The sequence below is a fragment of the Streptococcus sp. HMSC077F03 genome, assembly GCF_001812375.1.
Taxonomy (GTDB): domain Bacteria; phylum Bacillota; class Bacilli; order Lactobacillales; family Streptococcaceae; genus Streptococcus; species Streptococcus oralis_S.
Genome location: NZ_KV808801.1, coordinates 19,928 through 43,455, shown reverse-complemented (window position 1 = coordinate 43,455; position 23,528 = coordinate 19,928). Strand labels below are relative to the sequence as shown.

General features: G+C 42.7%; 21 protein-coding genes and 1 pseudogene. 16 read left to right on the top strand and 6 right to left on the bottom strand.

What is annotated here, in order from left to right:
• The 3 genes and pseudogenes from HMPREF2853_RS09360 to HMPREF2853_RS09945 form a co-directional block, all read left to right on the top strand.
• Positions 1 to 537: TipC family immunity protein (locus tag HMPREF2853_RS09360; protein ID WP_070536081.1), on the top strand; the 537-nt coding region annotated here is incomplete at its 5' end.
• Between the two features lie 163 nt (positions 538 to 700).
• On the top strand, positions 701 to 2,023 hold the full coding sequence (locus HMPREF2853_RS09355; protein WP_083306916.1) for a hypothetical protein: 1,323 nt from the start codon (positions 701 to 703) through the stop codon (positions 2,021 to 2,023).
• Between the two features lie 136 nt (positions 2,024 to 2,159).
• Positions 2,160 to 2,291, top strand: a pseudogene (locus tag HMPREF2853_RS09945) (TipC family immunity protein); the annotation flags it as partial.
• A 113-nt stretch (positions 2,292 to 2,404) separates the two neighbouring features.
• Here HMPREF2853_RS09945 and HMPREF2853_RS09350 read toward each other — a convergent pair.
• The 4 genes from HMPREF2853_RS09350 to HMPREF2853_RS09335 are packed head-to-tail and all read right to left on the bottom strand — an operon-like array spanning position 2,405 to position 4,061.
• A complete protein-coding gene (locus HMPREF2853_RS09350) occupies positions 2,405 to 2,944 on the bottom strand; it encodes a DUF3278 domain-containing protein (protein WP_070536074.1) in 540 nt (179 codons plus the stop codon).
• Positions 2,945 to 2,956: 12 nt separating this feature from the next.
• Entirely contained in the window at positions 2,957 to 3,298 is a 342-nt protein-coding gene (locus HMPREF2853_RS10145; protein ID WP_070536069.1) for a hypothetical protein, read from the bottom strand.
• A gap of 10 nt (positions 3,299 to 3,308) precedes the next feature.
• The gene (locus HMPREF2853_RS09340) at positions 3,309 to 3,851 is read right to left on the bottom strand and encodes a DUF3278 domain-containing protein (RefSeq protein WP_070536063.1); all 543 of its coding nucleotides are present in this window, start codon (positions 3,849 to 3,851) and stop codon (positions 3,309 to 3,311) included.
• Between the two features lie 15 nt (positions 3,852 to 3,866).
• Positions 3,867 to 4,061, bottom strand: a complete 195-nt coding sequence (locus tag HMPREF2853_RS09335; RefSeq protein ID WP_001082470.1) for a helix-turn-helix transcriptional regulator — start codon at positions 4,059 to 4,061, stop codon at positions 3,867 to 3,869.
• A gap of 162 nt (positions 4,062 to 4,223) precedes the next feature.
• Here HMPREF2853_RS09335 and rsmH point away from each other — a divergent pair, with 162 nt between their 5' ends.
• The 4 genes from rsmH to mraY are packed head-to-tail and all read left to right on the top strand — an operon-like array spanning position 4,224 to position 8,743.
• On the top strand, positions 4,224 to 5,174 hold the full coding sequence (gene rsmH / locus HMPREF2853_RS09330) for a 16S rRNA (cytosine(1402)-N(4))-methyltransferase RsmH (protein ID WP_000159380.1): 951 nt from the start codon (positions 4,224 to 4,226) through the stop codon (positions 5,172 to 5,174).
• Positions 5,175 to 5,184: 10 nt separating this feature from the next.
• A complete protein-coding gene (ftsL, locus tag HMPREF2853_RS09325) occupies positions 5,185 to 5,502 on the top strand; it encodes a cell division protein FtsL (protein ID WP_000840795.1) in 318 nt (105 codons plus the stop codon).
• A 3-nt stretch (positions 5,503 to 5,505) separates the two neighbouring features.
• A complete protein-coding gene (gene pbp2X / locus HMPREF2853_RS09320) occupies positions 5,506 to 7,761 on the top strand; it encodes a penicillin-binding protein PBP2X (RefSeq protein ID WP_070536060.1) in 2,256 nt (751 codons plus the stop codon).
• Between the two features lies 1 nt (position 7,762).
• Positions 7,763 to 8,743, top strand: a complete 981-nt coding sequence (gene mraY / locus HMPREF2853_RS09315; protein WP_070536055.1) for a phospho-N-acetylmuramoyl-pentapeptide-transferase — start codon at positions 7,763 to 7,765, stop codon at positions 8,741 to 8,743.
• A 69-nt stretch (positions 8,744 to 8,812) separates the two neighbouring features.
• Here the strand turns inward: mraY and HMPREF2853_RS09855 are convergent, their stop codons facing one another.
• Both HMPREF2853_RS09855 and treR read right to left on the bottom strand, forming a co-directional pair.
• Positions 8,813 to 13,936 (bottom strand): SIALI-17 repeat-containing surface protein, encoded by a 5,124-nt coding sequence (locus HMPREF2853_RS09855; RefSeq protein WP_083306915.1) that lies wholly within the window; start codon positions 13,934 to 13,936, stop codon positions 8,813 to 8,815.
• A gap of 252 nt (positions 13,937 to 14,188) precedes the next feature.
• Positions 14,189 to 14,902, bottom strand: a complete 714-nt coding sequence (gene treR, locus HMPREF2853_RS09305; protein ID WP_070536051.1) for a trehalose operon repressor — start codon at positions 14,900 to 14,902, stop codon at positions 14,189 to 14,191.
• A 184-nt stretch (positions 14,903 to 15,086) separates the two neighbouring features.
• Here treR and treP point away from each other — a divergent pair, with 184 nt between their 5' ends.
• From treP to HMPREF2853_RS09260, 9 genes are all read left to right on the top strand, one after another.
• Positions 15,087 to 17,054 (top strand): PTS system trehalose-specific EIIBC component, encoded by a 1,968-nt coding sequence (treP, locus tag HMPREF2853_RS09300; protein ID WP_070536047.1) that lies wholly within the window; start codon positions 15,087 to 15,089, stop codon positions 17,052 to 17,054.
• Positions 17,055 to 17,117: 63 nt separating this feature from the next.
• Positions 17,118 to 18,743, top strand: coding sequence for an alpha,alpha-phosphotrehalase (gene treC / locus HMPREF2853_RS09295; RefSeq protein WP_070536043.1), 1,626 nt, complete (start codon positions 17,118 to 17,120; stop codon positions 18,741 to 18,743).
• A 145-nt stretch (positions 18,744 to 18,888) separates the two neighbouring features.
• Entirely contained in the window at positions 18,889 to 19,134 is a 246-nt protein-coding gene (locus tag HMPREF2853_RS09290) for a YneF family protein (RefSeq protein WP_000364986.1), read from the top strand.
• 206 nt (positions 19,135 to 19,340) lie between these two features.
• Entirely contained in the window at positions 19,341 to 20,135 is a 795-nt protein-coding gene (gene racE / locus HMPREF2853_RS09285) for a glutamate racemase (protein WP_070536040.1), read from the top strand.
• Positions 20,093 to 21,103 carry a nucleoside-triphosphate diphosphatase gene (locus tag HMPREF2853_RS09280; protein WP_404963383.1) on the top strand — a complete coding sequence of 337 codons (1,011 nt, stop codon included), beginning with the start codon at positions 20,093 to 20,095 and terminating at the stop codon, positions 21,101 to 21,103. The genes racE and HMPREF2853_RS09280 overlap by 43 nt, the downstream gene beginning before the upstream one ends.
• The gene (locus HMPREF2853_RS09275; protein ID WP_001118939.1) at positions 21,079 to 21,600 is read left to right on the top strand and encodes a metallophosphoesterase; all 522 of its coding nucleotides are present in this window, start codon (positions 21,079 to 21,081) and stop codon (positions 21,598 to 21,600) included. The genes HMPREF2853_RS09280 and HMPREF2853_RS09275 overlap by 25 nt, the downstream gene beginning before the upstream one ends.
• A complete protein-coding gene (gene cbpB, locus HMPREF2853_RS09270) occupies positions 21,597 to 22,058 on the top strand; it encodes a cyclic-di-AMP-binding protein CbpB (RefSeq protein ID WP_000560696.1) in 462 nt (153 codons plus the stop codon). Before HMPREF2853_RS09275 ends, cbpB begins: the two co-directional genes overlap by 4 nt.
• Entirely contained in the window at positions 22,055 to 22,789 is a 735-nt protein-coding gene (gene xerD, locus HMPREF2853_RS09265; RefSeq protein ID WP_308457438.1) for a site-specific tyrosine recombinase XerD, read from the top strand. Before cbpB ends, xerD begins: the two co-directional genes overlap by 4 nt.
• Positions 22,789 to 23,517: a segregation/condensation protein A gene (locus tag HMPREF2853_RS09260; RefSeq protein WP_070536033.1), complete on the top strand. Its 729-nt coding sequence runs from the start codon at positions 22,789 to 22,791 to the stop codon at positions 23,515 to 23,517. Before xerD ends, HMPREF2853_RS09260 begins: the two co-directional genes overlap by 1 nt.
• Positions 23,518 to 23,528 lie beyond the last annotated feature (11 nt).

The window sequence follows — 23,528 nt, the reverse complement described above, 5'->3', positions numbered from 1 at the left end:
CAACCTAAAAATATTTTTGATGAAATCTACCAAGAAACGGAGGAGACTTATCGGTCAAATAATATTTTAAGAAACATAGATGGGTTTAAAATCAGGGCCGGTTGGCCAAGTGATGACCCCAATATATCCTATACTCCTTTTGGAAAGTATGAAACTCTGCCCAAAGGATATAGTGACATAACCATTAACCTTAATTTTGGAGAAGGGATAAAGGGGGTGTTGATTCTTTTTGAAAGAAAGACTGATTCGAATATTACCCTATGGTATTCGGTGCACTATAACATAAAAAAGAAAGTACTCAAAAAGGAGCTTGCGATTTTTGAAGAGCCAAGGAAGCCAGGTCAATTTATTGATGATGAAGAAAAAGTAAGAGAATATTTAAGAAAAAATAATATTTCCAAAGAAGAATTAGAGAAAGACTTCGACGAAATCGTCAATCAGAAAGTTTTAAAAGACTGGTGCTCTATTTATGACAGCAAGTACTCGCCAAGCAATTATGGCGATGTCAAGGTTGAAACCCAGTGGGAGAATTGGTGATAGGTTGTACAGATTTTACTTATAGGTAAATTTCACTGTTGATAAGGAATTTATTGAAGAAACTAATTTTGAGCTATGGAAACAGTATGAATGTTATTATGATAACGAAATTGATGATTGGGTGGTTATATGTGAAATAAAATCACGTTGATATTAAAATAGAATGGGGAAATCTAAAACTGTAATTATTATGAAGATTAATAAAATATTTAAATATATCTCGTTACTTATAGCACTAATACTGCTGCCATTCTTTTGGAAAATTATGGTTAGTGAGGTTATTTCTATTAATTTGAAAGCTTCTCAGGGAAATTTATTTATATTAACTTTCATATTTTGGTTAGAAATACTTTTATTATTGGTAATATATGACCTAGTAATTTTTAACTTATATAGTATTATACGCTATTATTTGAGAGAACTGGGTGAATTGGCAGTAAGAACGAAAAAAGTAAGCTGTGCACTTTACATAATTAGATTGAACTATTATTTTCTAAGACTAAGCCGATTATTGCGATTAGGTTGGGTAACTTATGATAGTGACGAAAAAAGTTTGGTATGGATAGGAATATCTAAACTCACATTGACTAAACTAATGTTTAACATATTTAAGATTATAATAAGTATACCTATGCTGTTGGCATTTTTATCCGCTTGCTTTTCATTGAAAATATTGAGGGTAGATATTACCTATTATTTATCTAAGTTTCAAGAAATTTTGATAAGTATATTGCAAATAAAAGTAAATGTTAGTGATATCTTTTTGAGTTTGCCAGCTATTGTGGCTTTAGTGACAATATTACCGACAGTTTTCTTCTTCTATTTCTATAGTCAAAAACGTGATGTTAGAAAAGTGATTGATAAGGAAAATGGTCAATATTTTGAAGAAGTTATCTTACTGTTTGAAAAATTGTTGATTTGGGTCAATCATCATATTTACCAGATATCTAAAAATTTTGATTATGTTATTAATTGTCAAGATTCGATTATTGAAATGTTTTTAGAAAAGAAAATTCCTAATTATATGTCTTTAACTGAGAAAAGATATTATAGACCAAAAGGAATTGAGGGATTTAGTTTTTTAGATATAGCTAATTTAAGTGAATTAGAAGAAATTGTTACTAAATTGACGAGTGATAGATTAATTAAATTTACACGTATATTCTCGGTTAATCGATTTGATATCTGGCAATTCTATTTGAGGGATTTTAATTCATTAAGCGAAGAAAAGGAAATCGAAAAATTATTCTACACCCAAAAAGGGATGGCTTCTAAATTAGCAAATTATTGCACGTATCCAGATGATGTTACTAAAGATAAATTAGAACAGGAGAGAAAAAATGAGCGATTGTACTTATCTTGGTCTATTTATACTGATTTAGAGCTATTATATAGGTTAATGAGAATGAGAAACTCATTAAGATCATATCTTTATTCTTCAAGGATGGAGCGATTAATACTAAAAGTATTGAATAAAGATAAGTAGTTACGTTTCATAGTTTAATTACAGAGTTAATCTTTTGATTTTATATATTAGTGATAGAAGAAATACGTCAAGTGTGTATCTTTACTAGTGAAATCTTGGGTAAATAACTAAGCATTGGAGGGATGACTGCAAGGCAGACTTGGATTCTTATTACGACGAAATCGTCAATCAAAAAGTCTTAAAAGACTGGTGTACCATTTATGACAGTAAGTACTCGCCAAGCAACTATGGTGAGGTCAAGATTGAAACCCAGTGGGAGAATTGGTGACGAGGGTCAGTAGATATTTTGGAAAATATCCTATGAATTGAAGTGGAAATCCCACCTAGAACGAACTAGGTGGGATTCTTTGCCTATAAAATGAGAAATTAGCGAATCTTGCTCTATTTTTTAACGTGTTCCGATAAAAAGGTGTAGGTCATGGTTCCAAAGATGGCACCAATTCCCAAACCTAAGACTAGTAAAGGGAGCATTTTATCGAACTGGGAGAGATTGTCCCAAAAGGTATTGAGGGGGAGATGCTGCACAAAGAGTTTGTGAAAGGCTGATAAGACAAACAATCCAATTGGAATACTGATGAATACACCCCAACTACGAAGGTTGATTTGACTTTTGCTGTAGCTTTTGTGATGGATTTCGGACGGGTCATCCTTGTCTAAATGTAAGTCGCGAACTGCTAGTCTCGCCCTAGATGCGAGGACGAAGATAAGTCCAAAATAGAGGTAGGGCATGGCATCTCGAACCAACTCTATGAAGCGTCCAAATAGGAGATAGAACAAGAAGAGTAGGAGGGAGGAGTATACGATTTGGATCAAGGCACGGGCACAAGCCTTGTAAATCATCTCTTGACGACATTCATCAAAAGGGCCTTGTATGTGAAAGAATAGTTTAAGTAAGCGAGTGGTGAAATCTTCTTTTTTCATGGGAGTAACCTTCTAAATGAGCGATTTTTGATTGACTTCTTTAAAGAGTTGATAGAGAGTATAGAAGTAAACCAAACTAAAAATGATACAGATTATTAGAAATACCAGGTATCTCCAATCCATAGGATTTGTTAAAAGTTGTGGAAAGGATACGAGGATAAAACAGAGAGATGCGTTTAGAAGACGTATTTTTTTTGATTGGATTTTCTGGGATCTCTGTCCCTTGTTCAATACAGGAAGGAATAAAAGAAAGAAAATCAAGAAAGGATGCTCAATATGTCCAGAAAGTAGGAAAAAGGTAACAAAGATACTGATAAAAACATGACTGATCAGTAGTCTAGCTAGTGCTTTCATAAGGTACCTCCTAGTCGTCTTCTTGGTCTTTCTTGGCCTTTTGAATGCGAAGAGAGACAATAATTTGTATGGCCACTCCGAAGAAGAGGGTAGCTAGGATAGTTGATACAAAATGCCCTGTATTTAAAAGAGAACCAAGATAATCCTTGCTATCATCGGTTAGGACATTCAGAAGCGGTATTCCAAAGAACATGCCCATGCCATAGATCAGACCAGCTTTTAGACCAGGAAAATGTAGCTGTTTACTTTCTTTCTTGCTTAACATTTCGGGGTCAATAGCTGTTATGCCCGTTTTTTTGGTTTGAGAGACCACATAGAGGGCAGCCATCATCGAAATGCCAAACACTACGAGAGGATAGCCGATAGCGACAATTTGTGGGTATTTATAAGCAAGGACAAAGGGGATGAGGTTGCCAAATATCATGAGATAAAAGAGAACGATAAAGACCTGATTCCCGATACGATCAGCCTCGCGCCGTTTGTGTTCGTCAAGGGGGCCAGAAATGCCGTATGTGCGTTTGATGAGTTTGTCAGTGAGAGTTTCTTTTTTCATTTGTTTGCTCCTTTTTTAAAAATCGTCTTCCCAAAAGAGGCTATTGAGGTCAGTTTGGAGGCTGCGGGCGAGATTGAGACAGAGTTCCAGGGTTGGATTGTACTTGTCGTTTTCAATCATGTTGATGGTCTGTCTCGAGACACCGATATCTTTGGCGAGCTCGAGCTGGGAAATGCCCAGTTCCTTGCGGAATTCTTTCACACGATTCATAGGGGCTCCTTTCTGATATGTCGTATATATTTGACTACATTATATTCTTTTGGGGATGAGATGTCAAGTATATATGACATATTTTTGAGAATTATTTTCGAAGAAACTTAGCCTTGTCTGACAAGTGCAAGCTGGTCAGATTTGTGGTAAAATAGATAGGATATGACAAAAGAATTTCATCATGTAACGGTCTTGCTTCATGAAACGATTGATATGCTTGACGTAAAACCTGACGGTATCTACGTTGATGCGACTTTGGGTGGAGCAGGCCATAGCGAATATTTATTAAGTAAATTGAGCGAAAAAGGGCATCTCTATGCCTTCGACCAGGACCAGAATGCCATTGACAATGCGCAAAAACGGTTGGCACCCTATATCGAAAAGGGGATAGTAACCTTTATCAAGGACAACTTCCGTCATTTGCAGGCACGATTGCAGGAGGCTGGTGTCCAGGAAATTGATGGAATTTGTTATGACTTGGGAGTGTCCAGTCCTCAGCTAGATCAGCGTGAACGTGGCTTTTCTTATAAAAAGGATGCGCCACTGGATATGCGGATGAATCAGGAAGCTCGTCTGACGGCCTATGAAGTGGTCAATCATTATGACTATCATGACCTGGTTCGGATCTTTTTCAAGTATGGTGAGGATAAATTTTCTAAACAGATAGCTCGTAAGATTGAGCAAGCGCGTGAGGTGAAACCCATTGAGACGACGACGGAGTTGGCAGAGATTATCAAGTCGGCCAAGCCTGCCAAGGAGCTCAAGAAAAAGGGACACCCTGCCAAGCAGATTTTCCAGGCTATCCGAATCGAAGTCAATGATGAGCTGGGCGCTGCAGATGAATCCATCCAGCAGGCTATGGACATGCTGGCTCTAGATGGGAGAATCTCGGTCATTACCTTCCATTCTCTGGAAGACCGCTTGACCAAGCAACTATTTAAAGAAGCTTCAACAGTGGAAGTTCCCAAAGGATTGCCCTTCATTCCAGATGAACTTAAGCCTAAGATGGAATTGGTATCCCGTAAGCCAATCTTGCCAAGTGCCGAAGAGCTAGAAGCCAACAATCGTTCGCATTCAGCCAAGTTGCGCGTGGCTAGAAAAATTCACAAGTAAGAGGAAAAACATGGCAGAAAGAATCGAAAAAACAAGCCAGTTATTGCAAACGAAGTTCAAAGGTTTTTCACGTGTGGAAAAGGCCTTCTATGTTTCGATTGCTGCAACAATGATTATCCTGGCAATTAGCGTTGTGTTTATGCAGACCAAGCTACTACAAGTTCAGAATGAATTGACCAAGGTCAATGCTCAAATCGAAGAAAAGAAAACCGAGCTAGACGATGCCAAGCAAGAGGTCAATGAATTGATTCGTTCAGAACGTTTGAAAGAGATTGCAAACTCCAAGGATTTGCAGCTGAATAACGAAAATATCCGAGCAGCGGAGTAAGAAATGAAACAGTGGAAAGAAAAAATCATCCGTTATGCCGTTCGTAACCGTAAATCTCCAGAAGAAAATCGTCGAAGAGTAGGGAAAAGCCTGAGTTTATTGGCTGTCATACTCTTCGCGGTCTTTTTGGTCAACTTTGCGGTCATCATCGGAACGGGTAAAAAATTTGGTAAGGACTTGGTTCAAGAAGCTAACAAGGTTCACCAAACAACCAAGACGATTCCTGCAAAACGAGGGACTATATACGATCGAAATGGGACACCTATTGCAGAGGATGCGACTTCGTATAATATCTATGCCGTTATTGACAAGACCTACAAGTCAGCAACAGGCAAAATTCTCTATGTAGAGGATTCTCAATTTAATAAGGTAGCTGAAATTTTCCATAAGTATCTGGATATGGAAGAGTCCTATGTCAAAGAACAGCTTTCTCAACCAGATCTAAAACAGGTATCTTTTGGTACCAAGGGAAATGGGATTACCTATGCCAATATGATGGCCATTAAAAATGACCTAAAAACCGCTGGTGTTGAGGGGATTGACTTTACAACTAGTCCTAACCGCAGTTATCCCAATGGACAGTTTGCTTCATCCTTTATCGGTTTAGCGCAACTCCATGAAAATGAGGATGGCACCAAACGTTTGATTGGGACATCTGGTTTAGAGAGTTCTTTAAATAACATTCTGGCGGGTACAGATGGGATCATCACCTATGAGAAAGATCGTCTGGGAAATATTGTTCCGGGTACAGATCAAGCTTCCCAACAAACGGTAGATGGAAAAGATGTCTACACAACCCTTTCTAGCCCCTTGCAATCCTTTATGGAAACCCAGATGGATGCCTTTCAGGAAAAGGTAAAAGGCAAGTATATGACAGCTACCTTGGTTAGCGCTAAGACAGGGGAAATCCTGGCTACAACCCAACGGCCAACCTTCAATGCCGATACCAAGGATGGCATCACAAAAGACTTTGTCTGGCGTGATATCCTCTATCAAAGTAACTATGAGCCAGGATCGACCATGAAGGTGATGATGTTGGCCTCAGCTATTGATAACAATACCTTCCCTGGTGGCGAATACTTTAACAGCAGTGAATTGAAAATAGCAGATGCGACCATTCGAGACTGGGACGTCAATGAAGGATTGACTAGTGGTGGCACCATGACCTTCTCTCAAGGATTTGCCCACTCAAGTAATATCGGGATGACCTTGCTTGAGCAAAAGATGGGGGATGCAACCTGGCTGGACTACCTTAACCGCTTTAAGTTTGGGGTGCCGACCCGTTTTGGTCTGGCAGATGAGTACACAGGTCAATTGCCTGCTGATAACATTGTCAATATCGCCATGAGTTCATTTGGACAAGGGATTTCTGTTACCCAGACCCAGATGCTTCGTGCCTTTACAGCTATTGCTAATGATGGGGTTATGTTGGAACCGAAATTTATTAGTGCTCTCTATGATCCAAATGACCAGTCTGTTCGTAAGTCTCAAAAGGAAATTGTCGGAAATCCTGTGTCAAAAGCAGCAGCGTCCTCTACTCGGGAGCACATGGTCATGGTCGGGACAGATCCTGTCTACGGTACCATGTACAACCACAGTACAGGAAAGCCAAATGTCAATGTTCCGGGACAGAATGTCGCCCTGAAATCAGGGACTGCTCAGATTGCCGATGAGAAGAATGGGGGTTACCTTACAGGTGAAACCAACTATATCTTCTCTGTTGTGTCGATGCATCCTGCAGAAAATCCTGACTTTATCCTCTATGTGACGGTGCAACAGCCAGAGCATTATTCGGGTGTTCAGCTGGGAGAGTTTGCTAATCCAATCCTTGAGCGGGCCTCTGCTATGAAAGAATCCCTCAATCTTCAGTCAACTGCCAAGAGCTTGGATCAGGTCAGCAAGACGACAAGTTATGCCATGCCAGCTACCAAGGACTTTACTCCGGGTGACCTCGCAGAGGAATTGCGTCGTAACCTTGTCCAACCAATCGTTATCGGAACAGGAACCAAGATCAAGGAACTCTCGGTTTCTGAAGGAGATAATTTGGAAGCTAATCAGCAGATCTTGATCCTGTCAGATAAGGTCGAAGAAATGCCTGATATGTACGGCTGGACAGATGAAAATGTGCAAACATTTGCCAAATGGCTGAATATAGAAGTCGAGTGGGAAGGTAGTGGCAAAACGGTCAAAAAACAAAGTGTCCGTGCCAATACAGCCCTCAAAGACATTAAAAAAATGAAAATAACTTTAGGAGATTAAGATGATTAGTTCCATTAGTGCTGGAGTTCTAACCTTTCTATTGACCTTGATAGGTATTCCAGCCTTTATCAGATTTTATCGAAAAGCACAGATTACAGGTCAGCAGATGCACGAGGATGTCAAGCAACACCAAGCTAAAGCTGGGACTCCAACCATGGGAGGTCTTGTCTTCCTGATCGTTGCAGTTGTTGTGAGCTTTCTGGTTGCTCTCTTTACCCAACAATTGACCAACAATGTAGGCATGATTTTGTTTATCTTGGTTTTGTATGGTTTGGTAGGTTTTTTGGATGATTTCCTCAAGGTCTTTCGTAAGATTAACGAAGGCTTAAATCCCAAGCAAAAACTTGCTCTCCAGCTCCTTGGAGGGGTGATTTTCTACCTCTTTTATGAGCGCGGTGGCGACATGCTTTCAGTCTTTGGCTACCAAGTTCATCTGGGAATTTTCTATATTTTCTTTGCCCTTTTCTGGCTAGTTGGCTTTTCAAATGCGGTGAATCTGACGGATGGGATCGACGGCTTAGCAAGTATTTCAGTGGTGATTAGCTTATCGGCCTATGGTGTGATTGCTTATATGCAAAATCAACTGGATATCCTTCTTGTGATTCTTGCCATGATTGGTGGTTTGTTAGGTTTCTTCGTCTTTAATCACAAGCCTGCCAAGGTTTTCATGGGAGATGTGGGAAGTTTGGCTCTAGGTGGGATGCTAGCAGCGATTTCTATGGCCCTCCACCAAGAATGGACCCTTTTACTGATTGGGATTATCTATGTCTTTGAGACAAGCTCTGTTATGATGCAGGTTACCTACTTCAAACTTAGTGGTGGAAAGCGTATTTTCCGTATGACACCTGTGCATCACCATTTCGAGCTTGGAGGATTCTCAGGCAAGGGCAATCCTTGGAGTGAGTGGAAGGTTGACTTCTTCTTTTGGGGAGTTGGGCTTCTAGCAAGTCTCTTGACCTTAGCCTTTTTATACCTACTGTAAAACTAAGCTTTGATGACAAAATAAAACTGGATGAAGGTGATTTTCATCCTATTTTTGTGTGCTTAAAGGTTAGTTGGAGTCATCCTTTCTTCCTTTTAACATAAAAGTGGCTGTAAGGGCTAGGCTGAGTCCTGCTAAGAAGAGGAGTGGGTTGGACGCTTCTCCTGTCGCTGGAAGTTCTTCTTTAGGAGAATGATTTCCAGTTTTCGCAGGGATCGGACTAGCTGAAAGTTGTTCAGCCTCGTGTGCCAAGGTTTCTGTATCTGAAGCACTTGGTTTTTCCTCTGTGTTAGAGCTTGTTCCAGTAGCTTGATAGACGACAGCATAGGTACTGAAATGATTAGTGATGAATTCTACCTTTCCGTCTTGAACGGTGAAATCAAGGGCTTGCAACTCCTTATTTGGAGTGAGGTAGTAAACATTTTCTACGCTAGCTGAAATAGGCAAGCGAACTAAGACAGAGCCTTTTGGCTGTACGCTATGATCTGTTGGATTTTTAAGTTGTAGATCGTATGCATCATAGGTCTTGCCAAAGAGTTCTTGAGCTAGGACACGTCGGCTAGAAACGTGAGAAATTCCTTCTAAGTCGCTGGCTCCACCGATAATTTCTACTCCAGTTTCCTTATCTTTTAAGACTCGAACTGGATAGTCAGGAAGGCTAAGGGTTGGAGCGGCCTGATCCCCACTAGTTCCGATAGGTTTGGTATATTCAGGTTTTTCAACAGTAGGTGCTTCCTCTTGACCTGCTGTTCCGATCGGTTCGGTGTACTCAGGTTTTTCAACAGTAGGCGCATCTTCTTGCCCTACTGTTCCGATAGGTTCGGTGTATTCAGGAATTTCAACTGTTGGAGCTTCTTGTTCTCCCGCAGTTCCGATAGGCTCAGTGTATTCAGGAATTGTCACTGTAGGCGGTTCCTCTTGCCCTGCCGTTCCGAAAGGATCAGTATATTCAGGAATGTCAACAGTAGGAGCTGGTTCCTCTCCCTTGCTTGTAGTTGGTTGCTTCTCATCAACCTTTTTCTCATCCTTTTTAGTAAAGACGGCTACGATAGGGCTGCTTGTGGTATTTCCTTGAATGGCATAAGCTTCAATGGCATTTCCAGCTTTGCGATTGGTTTCGTCAGGGATTGGGATTTGAACTTGATTGTCTTGGACTGATAGGATAGTCTGATCTCCACTGGTAACCAGATGTGTTTCATCCACCTTACGCAAAACTAGAGGATCTTTAACACCTGGGAAGGTTACAGCGATGGCTTCCCAGTCTCCAGCTGGTAGGGTTAAGGAAATTTCTTTGTCATTTTCCTTAAGAGGCGCGATGCTCGGGCTATCTATACCAACAGCAGGAGCTTTGATGATAGCAAAGGAGTCTAGAGAGATTTTCTTGCGACCTTCTGGCGAATCTGGGTCAACTTGTAATGTCAGGGTGTGCGGACCGTCAGTAAGGTTTGTAAATTCGCCAATGAAGGCTCTCTTTTCTGTTGCACCTGAAGTGTAGAAGTCTAGACTTGGCATTTCTTTGCCATCTAGTGTAACACGTGCTCGTCCAAGGGCAAGGCTCTTCAAGCCATAAATACGAATGCCCGTCCCTGTAAAGGAAATAGTTGCCTGAGCTTCTGAAGCTGCACTAGAGTCGCTGTTGTTAATATCAGCGTACTTTTCCGTGCCTCCGTAGAGTTCAGGATCAGACCAGTCTTTAAACTGAGAACCATACTGGATACGCGAATCACGATCATCCATTTTTTCAATCGTATTGCCTGTTCCAGCTAGGATCTTGAAGTAGTCTAATGAAATTTTCGAGCGCTCACTACCACGTCCTTTGTGCTCACGTTTAACACGAAGAGTCAATGTGTGAGGTCCGTCAGATAATCCTGTGAAGCGACCGATGAGACTACCTTTTTCAGTTGCTCCAGCAGTATGGAAGTCAAGCTCCCCGACCTCTTTGCCATCAATTTTAGCAGTGGCAAGACCTAATTCAGACGATTTCAGTCCATAGATTTCGATACCAACACCAGTGAAAGGAATGGTGGCAGTGAGATCTTCGTCTGTGTAGTCTCCTTTTGAAAGGTCAGCAAATTTCTCTGTTCCTCCAAATAATTCTGAGTCTGCCCAGTTTCCAAAGGCAGCTCCGTACTGGATACGGCTATCTCGGTCGTCCATCAACTCGCTATAGGTTTCGACAGTGGCCTGTTCAGACACTTGTGTGGCAAGCTCGCCCAGCATAGCCTTGACAGTATAGGTGTAGGCGAGTTGAGGATTGAGTGATCGGTCGATAAAGTGGGTTTGATTGGTTACAAATTCTCTGGTTGCAGAGGCTTGGCCAGACGCGTCTTTCACTTGTCTTTGGATGACATAGTGGGTAGCACCTTCTACTTGGTTAAAGGTAAGTTCAGCAGTGACTCCATTTTGTCGAACGGCTGTCAGACTGGTTACACGACCAGGGAAGTGTTCAAAGGTAATGACGTCACCTTTTTGTGTTGCCAGTTGGATGCGATTGTTTTTGAGAATCGTTGCTTTGACTGGTTTGCCATTGACCTTGATTTGGCTGGCTTCGATATTTGGATAGTCTACAACCAAGTCTCCACCGACATTTGAAAGGAAGGACAAGCTTTGCAGGTTTTTATCTTTCCACTTCATGCTAACTTCAAAGTTTCCTCGAGCAACCAAGCCAGAAACTTGACCGTCTTTCCAGGCATCTGGAAGGGCTGGCAATGGTGCAATATAGCCTATATGAGATTGGAGGAGCATTTCTGCCATCCCACTGGTTGCCCCAAAGTTTCCATCTATTTGGAAAGGCGCGTGGGTATCCCAAAGGTTTTCTAGGGTTGAATACTTAAGCTGTTCAGCGAGCAAGCGATGGGCACGGTTACCGTCCAGCAAACGAGCCCAGAGGTTGATTTTATTGGCCTTAGACCAACCAGTACCACCATCTCCACGGTGGTTGAGGGTAGCACGCGCAGCCTCTAGGTATTCAGCCTGATCCTTGCTAAAGAGCGTACCTGGGAAGAGACCAACTAGATGGGAAACGTGGCGGTGGTGATTTTCAATCCCTTCATTGGTGAATTGCGGACTGTCCTCCTCGTACCATTCCTTTATGCGTCCCTCTTTATTGATGTGAAGTGGTTTAAGTTTGTCAAATTTAGCCTTGACCTCTGTGACTAAGTCTTGGTCGACTTTCAGATGGTTGGCAACTTCCATGTAGTCGTGGAATAGCTGCCAGACTAGCGATTGGTCAAAGGTATTTCCGATGGTGATGGTACCGTGTTCTGGTGAGTAGGATGGAGAAGACACCCAACGGTCACTGGCCTGGTCATAGTGCAAGAAGGAGTTCCAGAACTTGGCAGTCTCTTTCAACATAGGATAGATCTTTTCTTTGAGATAGGTCTCATCCTTGGTGAATTTGTAGTAGTCATAAACGTTCTGCATCATCCAGGCATTAGCAGCTGGCGACCAACCCCAATAGTAATTCCAGCCTGGAGTAGTCCAGCCAAATGGTGTCGCCTGAGTGTGGACCAGCCAACCATTTTCTTGTCCGTCTTTGGATTCGATACCTGCGTATTCCTTGGCAGCGATACGGCCATAATAGCGCATGTCATCAATGTAATTGATCATTGGCTTGGCAGTTTCAGCAAGGTTGCTCATGTAAGCTGGCCAATAGTTCATTTGCAAATTGACATTGAGGTGGTAGTCAGCGTTCCAAGGTGGATTGTCTACAGCGTTCCAGACTCCTTGGAGGTTGGCAGGAAGAGCATCTGTCCGATCACGAGACGAACTGATGAGTAGATATCGGCCATATTGGAAGAAGAGTTCTTCCAATTTTTGCCCTTTTTCTGGGTTATAGCCTTGAAGGGCCTCTTTTGTCGTTTGAGTAGTCTTGGTTCCGCCTAGATTTAGTTTAACGCGGTTAAAGAGACTTTGATAGTCCTTGATATGGGCCTTTTTAAGTGTCTCGTAGTCTTTGGACTTAGCTGCTTCGACAATCCCTTTAACTGTTTTTTCGAGGTCAATGTCTTTTCGATAGTTGGTTTTTGGATTCTGAGCAAAGTTAGTCTTGGCACTGAGATAGAGGGTTGCATAACTTGCGCCTGTAACGGTCAGAGTTTCGTCCTGAACAGTCACCTTTCCGTCCGTTTTAATTCCTAGATAGGATGCAAATTGGAGGCCGTTATCTTTGACAGTTCCCTTTAGAAGGATTCCGTTTGCATCTGTAGTGACATGACCATTCTTATAGTTGGAATATTCCCAAGAGTAGTTGCCATTAGCAAGCAAGTCTTCTGTCAAACTGTTCCAAAGGGTAAAGTCAAGTCTCTTGTTTCCTTTTTTGGTCAAGTGGGTTACAGTGACATCATCAGGATAGCTGGAGAAGGTTTCGCGTTTGAAAGTCGTCCCATCTTGGGTGTAAGAAGTGGTCGTAGTGGCTTCTGTGATATCCAACCCACGATGATAATCAGTTACAGTATCTAGTCCTTTCTTCTGGTTATTAAAGACCATGAAGATATCACCAAAGGCTAGGTAACGTCCATACTGGGCGTTGTTTGGTCCAACCAGATTTTGTTCAGCTAGCTGTTTTGCTTTTTGGCGGTCACCAGCTTCGAGGGCTTTACGAATCTCAGCCAAGACCTTGTAGCGCTCCTTGTAGTTTCCTCCGTTATAGTCGGTGCTATCGGGTTGTGGTCCTCCTGACCAGAGGGTCTTTTCGTTGTACTGGATTCTCTCTTCCCCAATGAGTCCGAAAACCTTGGCTCCCATCTCTCCATTTCCGACAGGGAGGGCTTGCTTTTCCCATCCGTCATAGGAGGGAGCTGTTGGCTGATCGTAGTTGAGTTGATAGTTTTCTTGCTTTGTCACCGGCTGATCTGTTCTTTCAGGTTCCTTATTTTCTTTAGCTTCTACAATGGCTTCTTCGCTAGCTTGACTATTTGTCGTCTGAGTCTCCTCAGCTGGCTTGCTTTCGGAAACTACTGGACTTTCTGCTAGGGACGGATTTGTAGTTTCAGTCGCTTCAGCTGCTTTGGGTTCACTATCAGGCTTAGTGATAGCTTCGACAGAGGTTGGTTCAGTTTGTTTGACCTCAACACTGTCTGCGGCTACAGTGTGGTTGACTAGAAAAACAGCCCCCAGTAAAACAGAAGCAGTCCCAACCGTCAGCTTGCGGATGCTATAGCGACAGGATTTGTCCCAAAAGTGTTTTTTCATAAAACCCTCCTTTGTGTGTTAGAAACCGCTTACATTTCATAAAGCAGTTTCGTTTAATTTGTTTCTATTTATCTCCTCACCTCCCATTCTAATGGTCGCTTAGCATTTGTCAAGAGCTTTTTAGCAAGATACATATTTGCTGTTGTTTTTTCTTAAAATAGTAGAATAAGTAGCAAGCAGTGCCTCTTTTCCAACTCTTAACTCCTTTATTTACTACTAAAAACAGTTGAGAGTATTCCCAACTGTAAGTGTTTATTTCGGATGTCTTTTGGCAAAGTCAACAAAGTGAAATTTTTCTAATTTATGGCGACTTTCGGTGAACTGAAATTGGCGCCCGTCTTGGAGATAGACTTTTGACTTGATGGAAACGACATAAGGGTCTTTGCCAATATCCATGAGAATCTTGTCTCGATCGCTAGTGTGGTCAATGGTGATTTCCTTCTGAGCATAATCAATAAGGAGTTTGAGGTCGTCCTCTATATACGAGTAGATAGACTGCTCAGCGATTTGGCGAGTGAGATTTGGAATCAGTTCCATATCCAGATAGTCCGTATCCAGAACCGATACCAGGTCATCCACCACACGTTGGCGAACCACCTTCCACACCATCCGAAACTCTGGAAAACCGGTTATCAGTGAGGATTTTTTATCGATAATGATCTTATCCAGACTGACGACGTTGGTTTTAGAGCGCAGTCCAAGTTCCTGAACCAGTTCTTGGTAGCTGGTTAGGTTAGAGACAGGGAAATTGACCGTTTCTTCTTTGACGACTTGAGAACCTTGCCCCCTTATCTTTTTGATCAATCCTTCCTCTTGGAGGAGGGACAGAGCTTTTCGGACGGTGTCGCGGCTCACCTGATACTGATTCATGAGGTCGTGCTCACTGGGGAGGAAATCTCCGACAGCGTAAGTCTCGCTTTGAATGTTTTTTTGGATTTGCTTAAATAATTGTTGGTATTTCTTCATATTGCTTCCTTAAATGAGTTTTGAGTCTTATTCTATACATACTTGTATCTATTTTACCATACAAGTACTAGAAAATATCCAAAAATATCCTCTTTTTATCGCAAACAAGTTGCATACAAGTTTGGTATCGTTTACAATAGGGCTATCAAGTCAAGCTTGCTTTGACAAGTATAAGGAGAATCAAATGGGAAAATTTGAACAAGAAGCCAAAGATCTGCTTCAAGCAATCGGAGGCAAGGAGAATGTTACTGCTGTCACCCACTGTGCGACGCGGATGCGCTTTGTTTTCGGAGACGAAAAGAAGGCCAACGTCAAGGCTATTGAGTCGATTCCAGCCGTCAAAGGGACCTTTACAAATGCAGGTCAATTTCAGGTGATTATTGGGAATGACGTGCCGATTTTTTATAATGATTTTACAGCTGTTTCAGGTATTGAGGGTGTCTCCAAAGAAGCAGCCAAGTCCGCAGCTAAGAGCAATCAAAACCTGGTCCAACGTGTCATGACCACTCTAGCAGAAATCTTTACGCCGATTATTCCAGCCTTGATTGTCGGAGGATTGATCCTCGGTTTCCGTAATGTTCTTGAAGGGGTTCATTGGTCGATGTTGGATGGCAAGACCATCACAGAATCCTCTCAGTTTTGGTCAGGGGTTAATCACTTCCTCTGGTTGCCTGGTGAAGCAATCTTCCAGTTCTTGCCAGTAGGAATTACCTGGTCTGTCTCTCGTAAGATGGGAACCAGCCAAATTTTGGGAATTGTTCTCGGAATCTGTTTGGTTTCACCACAGTTGCTCAACGCCTATGCAGTAGCGTCTACTTCAACAGAAGAAATCGCAGCCAACTGGGTATGGAATTTTGGCTACTTTACGGTTAATCGTATTGGTTATCAGGCTCAAGTTATTCCAGCCTTGCTTGCAGGTTTGAGTCTGTCTTATCTTGAAATTTTCTGGCGCAAGCATATTCCAGAAGTCATTTCCATGATTTTTGTGCCTTTCTTGTCATTGATTCCAGCTTTGATTTTGGCTCACACTGTTTTGGGACCAATCGGTTGGACAATTGGTCAAGGACTTTCAGCAGTTGTCTTGGCAGGTTTGACGGGTCCAGTTAAATGGCTCTTCGGTGCGATTTTTGGTGCCCTCTACGCTCCATTTGTCATCACTGGTTTGCATCATATGACCAATGCCATCGACACGCAATTGATTGCGGATGCCGGCGGAACTGCCCTCTGGCCAATGATTGCTCTTTCTAATATTGCCCAAGGTTCAGCCGTATTTGCCTATTATTTCATGCATCGTCATGATGAGCGTGAGGCTCAGATTTCACTTCCTGCAACCATTTCAGCCTATCTCGGTGTTACAGAACCAGCCCTCTTTGGGGTCAATGTCAAATACATCTATCCATTTGTAGCTGGGATGATTGGTTCAGCCCTTGCAGGGATGTTGTCCGTTACTTTCAATGTAACTGCGGCTTCTATTGGTATCGGTGGTTTGCCAGGTATCCTCTCTATTCAACCTCAATACATGCTGCCGTTTGCAGGAACCATGCTAGTTGCTATTGTTGTACCAATGCTCTTGACTTTCTTCTTCCGTAAGGCAGGCTTCTTTACAAAAACAGAGGACGATACAGCCTTGCAGGCAGAATTCGTTGCCCAAGAAGAAGCAGAATTTGTGACTCACGAGCCAGTAACCCATGCTCCAGTAGAAATTGTCAGCCCACTTGCTGGTCGAGTGAAAGAATTGAGTCAAGCGACGGACCCTGTTTTTGCATCAGGTGTCATGGGACAAGGTTTGGTTATTGAACCAAGCCAAGGTGAGTTAACTTCTCCAGTCAATGGGACAGTGACGGTTCTTTTCCCTACCAAGCATGCCATCGGTATTGTCTCTGATGAGGGAGTGGAATTACTCATCCACATCGGTATGGATACAGTAGGTCTTGATGGCAAAGGATTTGAAAGTCTTGTAGCCCAAGGAGACCATGTCACAGTAGGTCAGAAATTGATTCGTTTTGATATGGATGTCATTAAGGCTGCGGGTCTCGTAACAGAAACTCCTGTTATCATCACCAACCAAGATGCTTATACAGCGACTATCACTGGAACTTATCCGACGATCATTCAAGCTGGTCAACCGCTCATGCTTGCAACACGGATCTAATTAAAATAGCACAAATAGGGAAGGAACACAGGTTCCTCCCTTTTATCGGAAAAGGAGAAACAGATGGCACTTGATAAAAGAAAAGTAGTCTATCAAATCTATCCAAAATCATACAAAGACACCACTGGAAATGGCATTGGAGATTTCCGTGGGATTATCGAAAAAATCCCCTATTTAGCCAAGCTAGGTGTGGATATGGTCTGGCTCAATCCATTCTATCCAAGTCCTCAGCGGGATAATGGTTATGATATTTCAGATTATATGGCTGTGGATCCCCTTTTTGGTGATATGGCTGATTTTGAAGAGATGGTGCGTGTTGGTAAAGAGCACAAGATTGACTTTATGTTAGATATGGTGCTCAATCATTGTTCGACCGAGCATGAATGGTTTCAGAAAGCCCTGGCCGGTGATAAGTATTACCAAGACTTTTTCTTCATCCAAGATCAACCGACAGACTGGATTTCTAAGTTTGGTGGCTCTGCTTGGGCACCTTTCGGGGAGACAGGGAAATATTATCTCCACCTCTTTGATGAGACTCAGGCAGATCTTAACTGGCGCAATCCCAATGTCCGCAAAGAGTTGTTCAAAGTGGTCAACTTCTGGCGGGACAAGGGTGTCAAGGGTTTCCGATTTGATGTGATCAATTTGATCGGCAAGGATGAGGTCTTAGTGGATTGCCCAGAAAATGAAGGCAAGCCAGCTTACACAGACAAGCCCATTGTTCATGACTATTTGCGTATGATGAACCAAGCTACTTTTGGATCTGACGATAGCTTTATGACAGTTGGGGAAATGTCCTCGACCACCATGGAAAACTGTGTCCTCTATTCGTCACCTGACCGTCAAGAATTATCCATGACCTTTAATTTCCATCATCTCAAGGTGGACTACAAGGACGGACAGAAGTGGACTTTAGCTCCCTTTGACTTTGAAGAGTTGAAAAGTCTTTACCATAGCTGGGGCAAGGAAATGAGTGATAAAAACGGCTGGAGCGCCCTCTTTTGGAACAATCACGACCAACCACGAGCTTTGAATCGTTTTGTCGATATTCAACATTTCCGCAATGAAGGGGCGACTATGCTGGCTGCCAGCATTCACCTGTCACGTGGGACACCTTATATCTACATGGGCGAGGAAATCGGAATGATTGACCCAGACTATGATTCCATGGCTGACTATGTGGATGTCGAGTCCATCAATGCTTATCAGATGCTCTTAAAAGAAGGGAAAAGTGAGCAAGAAGCCTTCCAGATTATTCAGGTCAAGTCACGAGATAATTCACGCATTCCCATGCAGTGGGATGCTTCAGAAAATGCAGGATTTTCAACAGGCACTCCATGGTTGAAAGCTGGTAAATCCTATAAAGATATCAACGTAGAAAATGACATCCAAGGCCCAATTTTCATCTTCTACCAAGACTTGATTCGACTTCGTAAGGAAATGCCGATCATTTCAGAAGGAAGCTACAAACCAGCCTTTGAAGATAGTAAGCAAGTCTATGCCTTTGAACGTCAGTATGAGGATGAAAAGTTATTGGTGCTCAATAACTTTTATGCCACAGAAGTGGAAATCGACTTGCCAGTGGTCTACCAAAATGGACAGATTCTGATTTCAAACTATGAAGATGTAGAAGTATCAGAAAAAATTCTGCTCAAACCGTATCAAACACTGGCTATTTATGTAAATTAAACGCAGCAAGGAGCTCTCTTTCATTGAAATGCAGGGCTCCTTTTTTTGTCGCCTATTGCCCCTCTTGAAAGCGTAAAACAAACTAGTCAGGAAAGTCACTTTATGGTATAATATAGAAGACTCAAAAAGAAACAGGAGAAAAAGAATGGATTTACTTTTAGCAATTGTCTTGATTGTGCTAGCTTTTCTAGGGGGAGCTCTTGGAGGGATGTACTTGGTTCGTAAGCAAATCGAAAAAGAATTTGCGGACAACCCACGTTTGAACGCTGAGGCAGTTCGTGCTCTCTTGAGTGCAAATGGTCAAAAACCAAGCGAAGCCAAGGTACAACAAGTTTACCACCAAATCATCCGCCAACAAAAAGCAGCTCTTGCTAACAATAAAAAGAAATAAATAGGAAAAGTCTGGGATGAAAGTTCCAGACTTCTCACTATGTTCAATAGTTCTCAAGGATAAGACTTTTTCCTTGCATTCTATTGATATTTGATTATGATTAATAGAGAGGCAGTTGCCATTATATCAAGCTGTCTATCCGTTCATTTAGGACGAGTAATTATGATGAACTATCAATCAGAAAAGAAGACTAGAAAGAAGACTGTATGGATAATCGACCAATTGGTTTTTTGGATTCGGGTGTCGGGGGCTTGACTGTTGTACGTGAGCTCATGCGCCAGCTTCCCCATGAAGAAATCGTCTATATTGGAGATTCGGCACGGGCGCCCTATGGTCCCCGTCCTGCTGAGCAAATCCGTGAATATACTTGGCAGTTGGTCAACTTTCTCTTGACCAAGGATGTCAAAATGATTGTCATTGCTTGTAATACTGCGACTGCGGTCGTCTGGGAAGAAATCAAGGCTCAACTAGACATTCCTGTCTTGGGTGTGATTTTGCCAGGAGCTTCGGCAGCTATCAAGTCCAGCCAAGGTGGGAAAATCGGAGTCATTGGAACGCCCATGACGGTACAATCTGATATCTACCGTCAGAAAATCAACGATCTAGATCCGGACTTACAGGTGGAGAGTTTGGCCTGTCCCAAGTTTGCCCCCTTGGTCGAGTCTGGTGCCCTGTCAACCAGTGTCACCAAGAAAGTGGTTTATGAAACCCTGCGTCCCTTGGTCGGCAAGGTGGATAGCTTGATTCTGGGTTGTACCCATTACCCACTCCTTCGCCCTATCATCCAAAATGTCATGGGACCAAAGGTTCAGCTCATCGATAGTGGGGCTGAGTGTGTACGAGATATCTCAGTCTTACTCAATTATTTTGAAATCAATCGTAGCCGAGATGCGGGGCCTCTTCAACATCGTTTTTACACAACAGCCAGCAGCCAAAGTTTTGCTCAAATTGGAGCAGAATGGCTGGAAAAAGAGATTCATGTGGAGCATGTAACTTTATGACAAACAAAATTTACGAATACAAGGACGACCAGGACTGGTATGTCGGTGTCTGGGACGTCTATGGAGGCATCTACAGTCTCATCAAAGATCCGCTTGATCTTGATTTTATGGATTTGGCGCGGATTTTTCGTGACGAAGAAAATGGCTTTCCAATTACGATAACGGTGATGCGCTGGTCTTCTAACTACCGTCTGCTCTCCTTTATCGTCGAGATTTTAAATGCAGAAGCAGGACGTAACTTGGAAGTCATCCAACGTCAGGGAGCCCTACTCTTGGTTGAAAATGGGCAACTCCTGCATATAGAATTGCCTAAAGAAGGGGTCAATGTTCATGCCTTCTTTGAAACTAGTAAAGTTAGAGAAACCTTGTTGATTGCGACTCGTAACGAGGGCAAGACCAAGGAATTCCGAGCTATCTTTGACAAGCTAGGCTATGATGTGGAAAATCTTAATGACTATCCTGACCTGCCTGAAGTAGCAGAAACAGGCATGACTTTTGAAGAAAATGCTCGACTTAAGGCAGAAACCATTTCCCAATTAACAGGTAAGATAGTTCTAGCAGATGACTCAGGTCTCAAAGTCGATGTCCTAGGTGGCTTGCCAGGTGTCTGGTCAGCCCGTTTTGCAGGAGTGGGAGCGACTGATCGTGAAAATAATGCCAAGCTCTTGCACGAATTGGCCATGGTCTTTGACCTTAAGGACCGTTCGGCTCAATTCCACACGACCCTGGTTGTAGCCAGTCCAAACAAGGAAAGCTTGGTTGTCGAAGCTGACTGGCCGGGTTACATTAACTTTGAACCCAAGGGTGAAAATGGCTTTGGTTATGATCCCCTCTTCCTTGTGGGAGAGACAGGCAAGTCAGCGGCTGAATTAACCCTTGAAGAAAAAAATAGCCAATCTCACCGCGCCTTAGCCGTTAAGAAACTTTTGGAGGTATTTCCATCATGGCAAAGCAAACCATCATTGTAATGAGTGACTCCCATGGCGATAGCTTGATTGTCGAAGAAATTCGTGACCGCTATCTAGGGAAAGTTGATGCCATTTTTCACGATGGTGACTCTGAACTCCGTCCAGACTCTCCGCTCTGGGAAGGCATCCATGTCGTCAAAGGAAATATGGACTTTTATGCTGGCTACCCAGAACGTTTGGTAACTCAACTTGGTCCGACCAAGATCATCCAGACGCATGGACACTTGTTTGATATCAATTTCAACTTTCAAAAGTTGGACTACTGGGCTCAGGAAGAAGATGCCGATATCTGTCTCTATGGTCACTTGCATGTACCAAATGCTTGGATGGAAGGAAAGACTCTTTTTCTAAATCCAGGCTCCATCAGCCAACCACGAGGAACTATTAGAGAATGCCTCTATGCCCGTGTGGAGATTGATGACAGCTATTTTAAAGTAGACTTTTTGACACGTGATCATGAGGTTTATCCAGGTCTGTCCAAGGAGTTTGCTCGATGATTGCCAAGGAATTTGAAGCATTTTTACTGGAGCAGGAAGAGACTTTTCTTACCCCTGCTGAGAATCTAGCAGCCTTGATTGATACCCATAACGCTGACCATGCAATTTTGGTGCTGAGCCAAATCACCTATACCCGTATCCCAGTTGTGACCTTTGACAAACGCTTTGTCGGGACTATTGGTCTGAGAGACATTTTGGCTTATCAAATGGAGCAAGGTTTGACGGATGAGCAGATGGCAACGACAGACATCGTCAATATGACAAAGACAGATGTGGCAGTTGTCGCTCCAGACTATAACATCACAGAGGTCCTCCATAAACTGGTGGATGAACCCTTCTTGCCAGTGGTAGATGATGAAGGGATTTTTCAAGGAATCATCACGCGCAAGTCCATCCTCAAGGCAGTGAATGCCCTCTTGCATGACTTTAGTAAGGAATATGAGATTCGATGCAAATGAGAGATAGCATTTCAGCCTTTTTAGAGGGAAAGCAGGGCTTGTCTGCCAATTCAAAGCAGTCTTATAGGTATGATCTGGAGCAATTTTTAGATATGGTAGGAGAGCGGGTCTCTGAAACCAGTCTCAAGATTTACCAAGCCCAGCTAGCCAATCTAAAAATCAGCGCCCAGAAGCGAAAACTTTCGGCCTGTAACCAATTTCTCTACTTTCTCTATCAAAGAGGAGAGCTGGACAGTTTTTACCGCTTGGAATTAGCCAAACAAGCTGAAAAGAAGACCGAAAAGCCAGCACTGTTAGATCTGGAGTCTTTTTGGCAGGAAAGTGACTATCCAGAAGGACGCTTGCTGGCGCTTCTTATCTTGGAAATAGGGCTCTTGCCAAGTGAGATTTTAGCTCTCAAGGTTGCAGATATCAATCTGGATTTTCAGGTGTTGCGAATCAACAAGGCTTCCCAACAGAGGATTGTCACTATTCCCACGACCTTGCTTTCAGAATTGAAACCCTTGATGGGGCAGACCTATCTTTTTGAAAGGGGAGGAAAAGCCTATTCTCGTCAGTGGGCCTTTCGTCAGCTGGAGTCCTTTGTTAAGGAGAAAGGATTCCCAACCTTATCAGCCCAAGCCTTGCGGGAACAGTTCATTCTAAGACAAATAGAAAACAAGGTTGATTTGTACGAAATAGCAAAAAAATTAGGATTAAAAACAGTCCTGACCTTAGAAAAATATAGATAATGGATATTAAATTAAAAGATTTTGAAGGGCCACTGGACTTGCTCTTGCACCTAGTCTCTAAGTACCAGATGGATATCTATGATGTGCCTATTACGGAAGTCATCGAACAGTATCTAGCCTATGTCTCAACCCTGCAGGCCATGCGTCTAGAAGTGACGGGTGAGTACATGGTCATGGCTAGTCAGTTAATGCTGATCAAGAGCCGCAAGCTTCTTCCAAAGGTGGCAGAAGTGGCGAATTTGGAGGATGATCTGGAGCAGGATCTCCTCTCCCAAATCGAAGAATACCGCAAGTTCAAACTCTTGGGTGTGCACTTGGAGGCTAAGCACCAAGATCGGGCCCAGTACTATTCCAAAGCGCCAACAGAGTTGATTTACGAGGATGCGGAGCTTGTGCATGACAAGACGACCATTGACCTCTTTTTGGCTTTTTCAAATATCCTAGCCAAGAAAAAAGAGGAGTTCGCACAGAATCACACGACCATCTTGCGGGATGAGTATAAGATTGAGGACATGATGGTCATTGTAAAAGAGTCCTTGACTGGACGAGACCAGTTGCGCTTGCAGGATTTGTTCAAGGAAGCCCAGAATGTCCAAGAGGTTATTACCCTCTTTTTGGCGACCCTAGAGTTAATCAAAACTCAGGAACTGACCCTCGTGCAAGAGGAGAGTTTCGGAGATATCTATCTCATGGAAAAGAAGGAAGAAAGTCAAGAGGCACAAAGCTAGACTTGATAGAG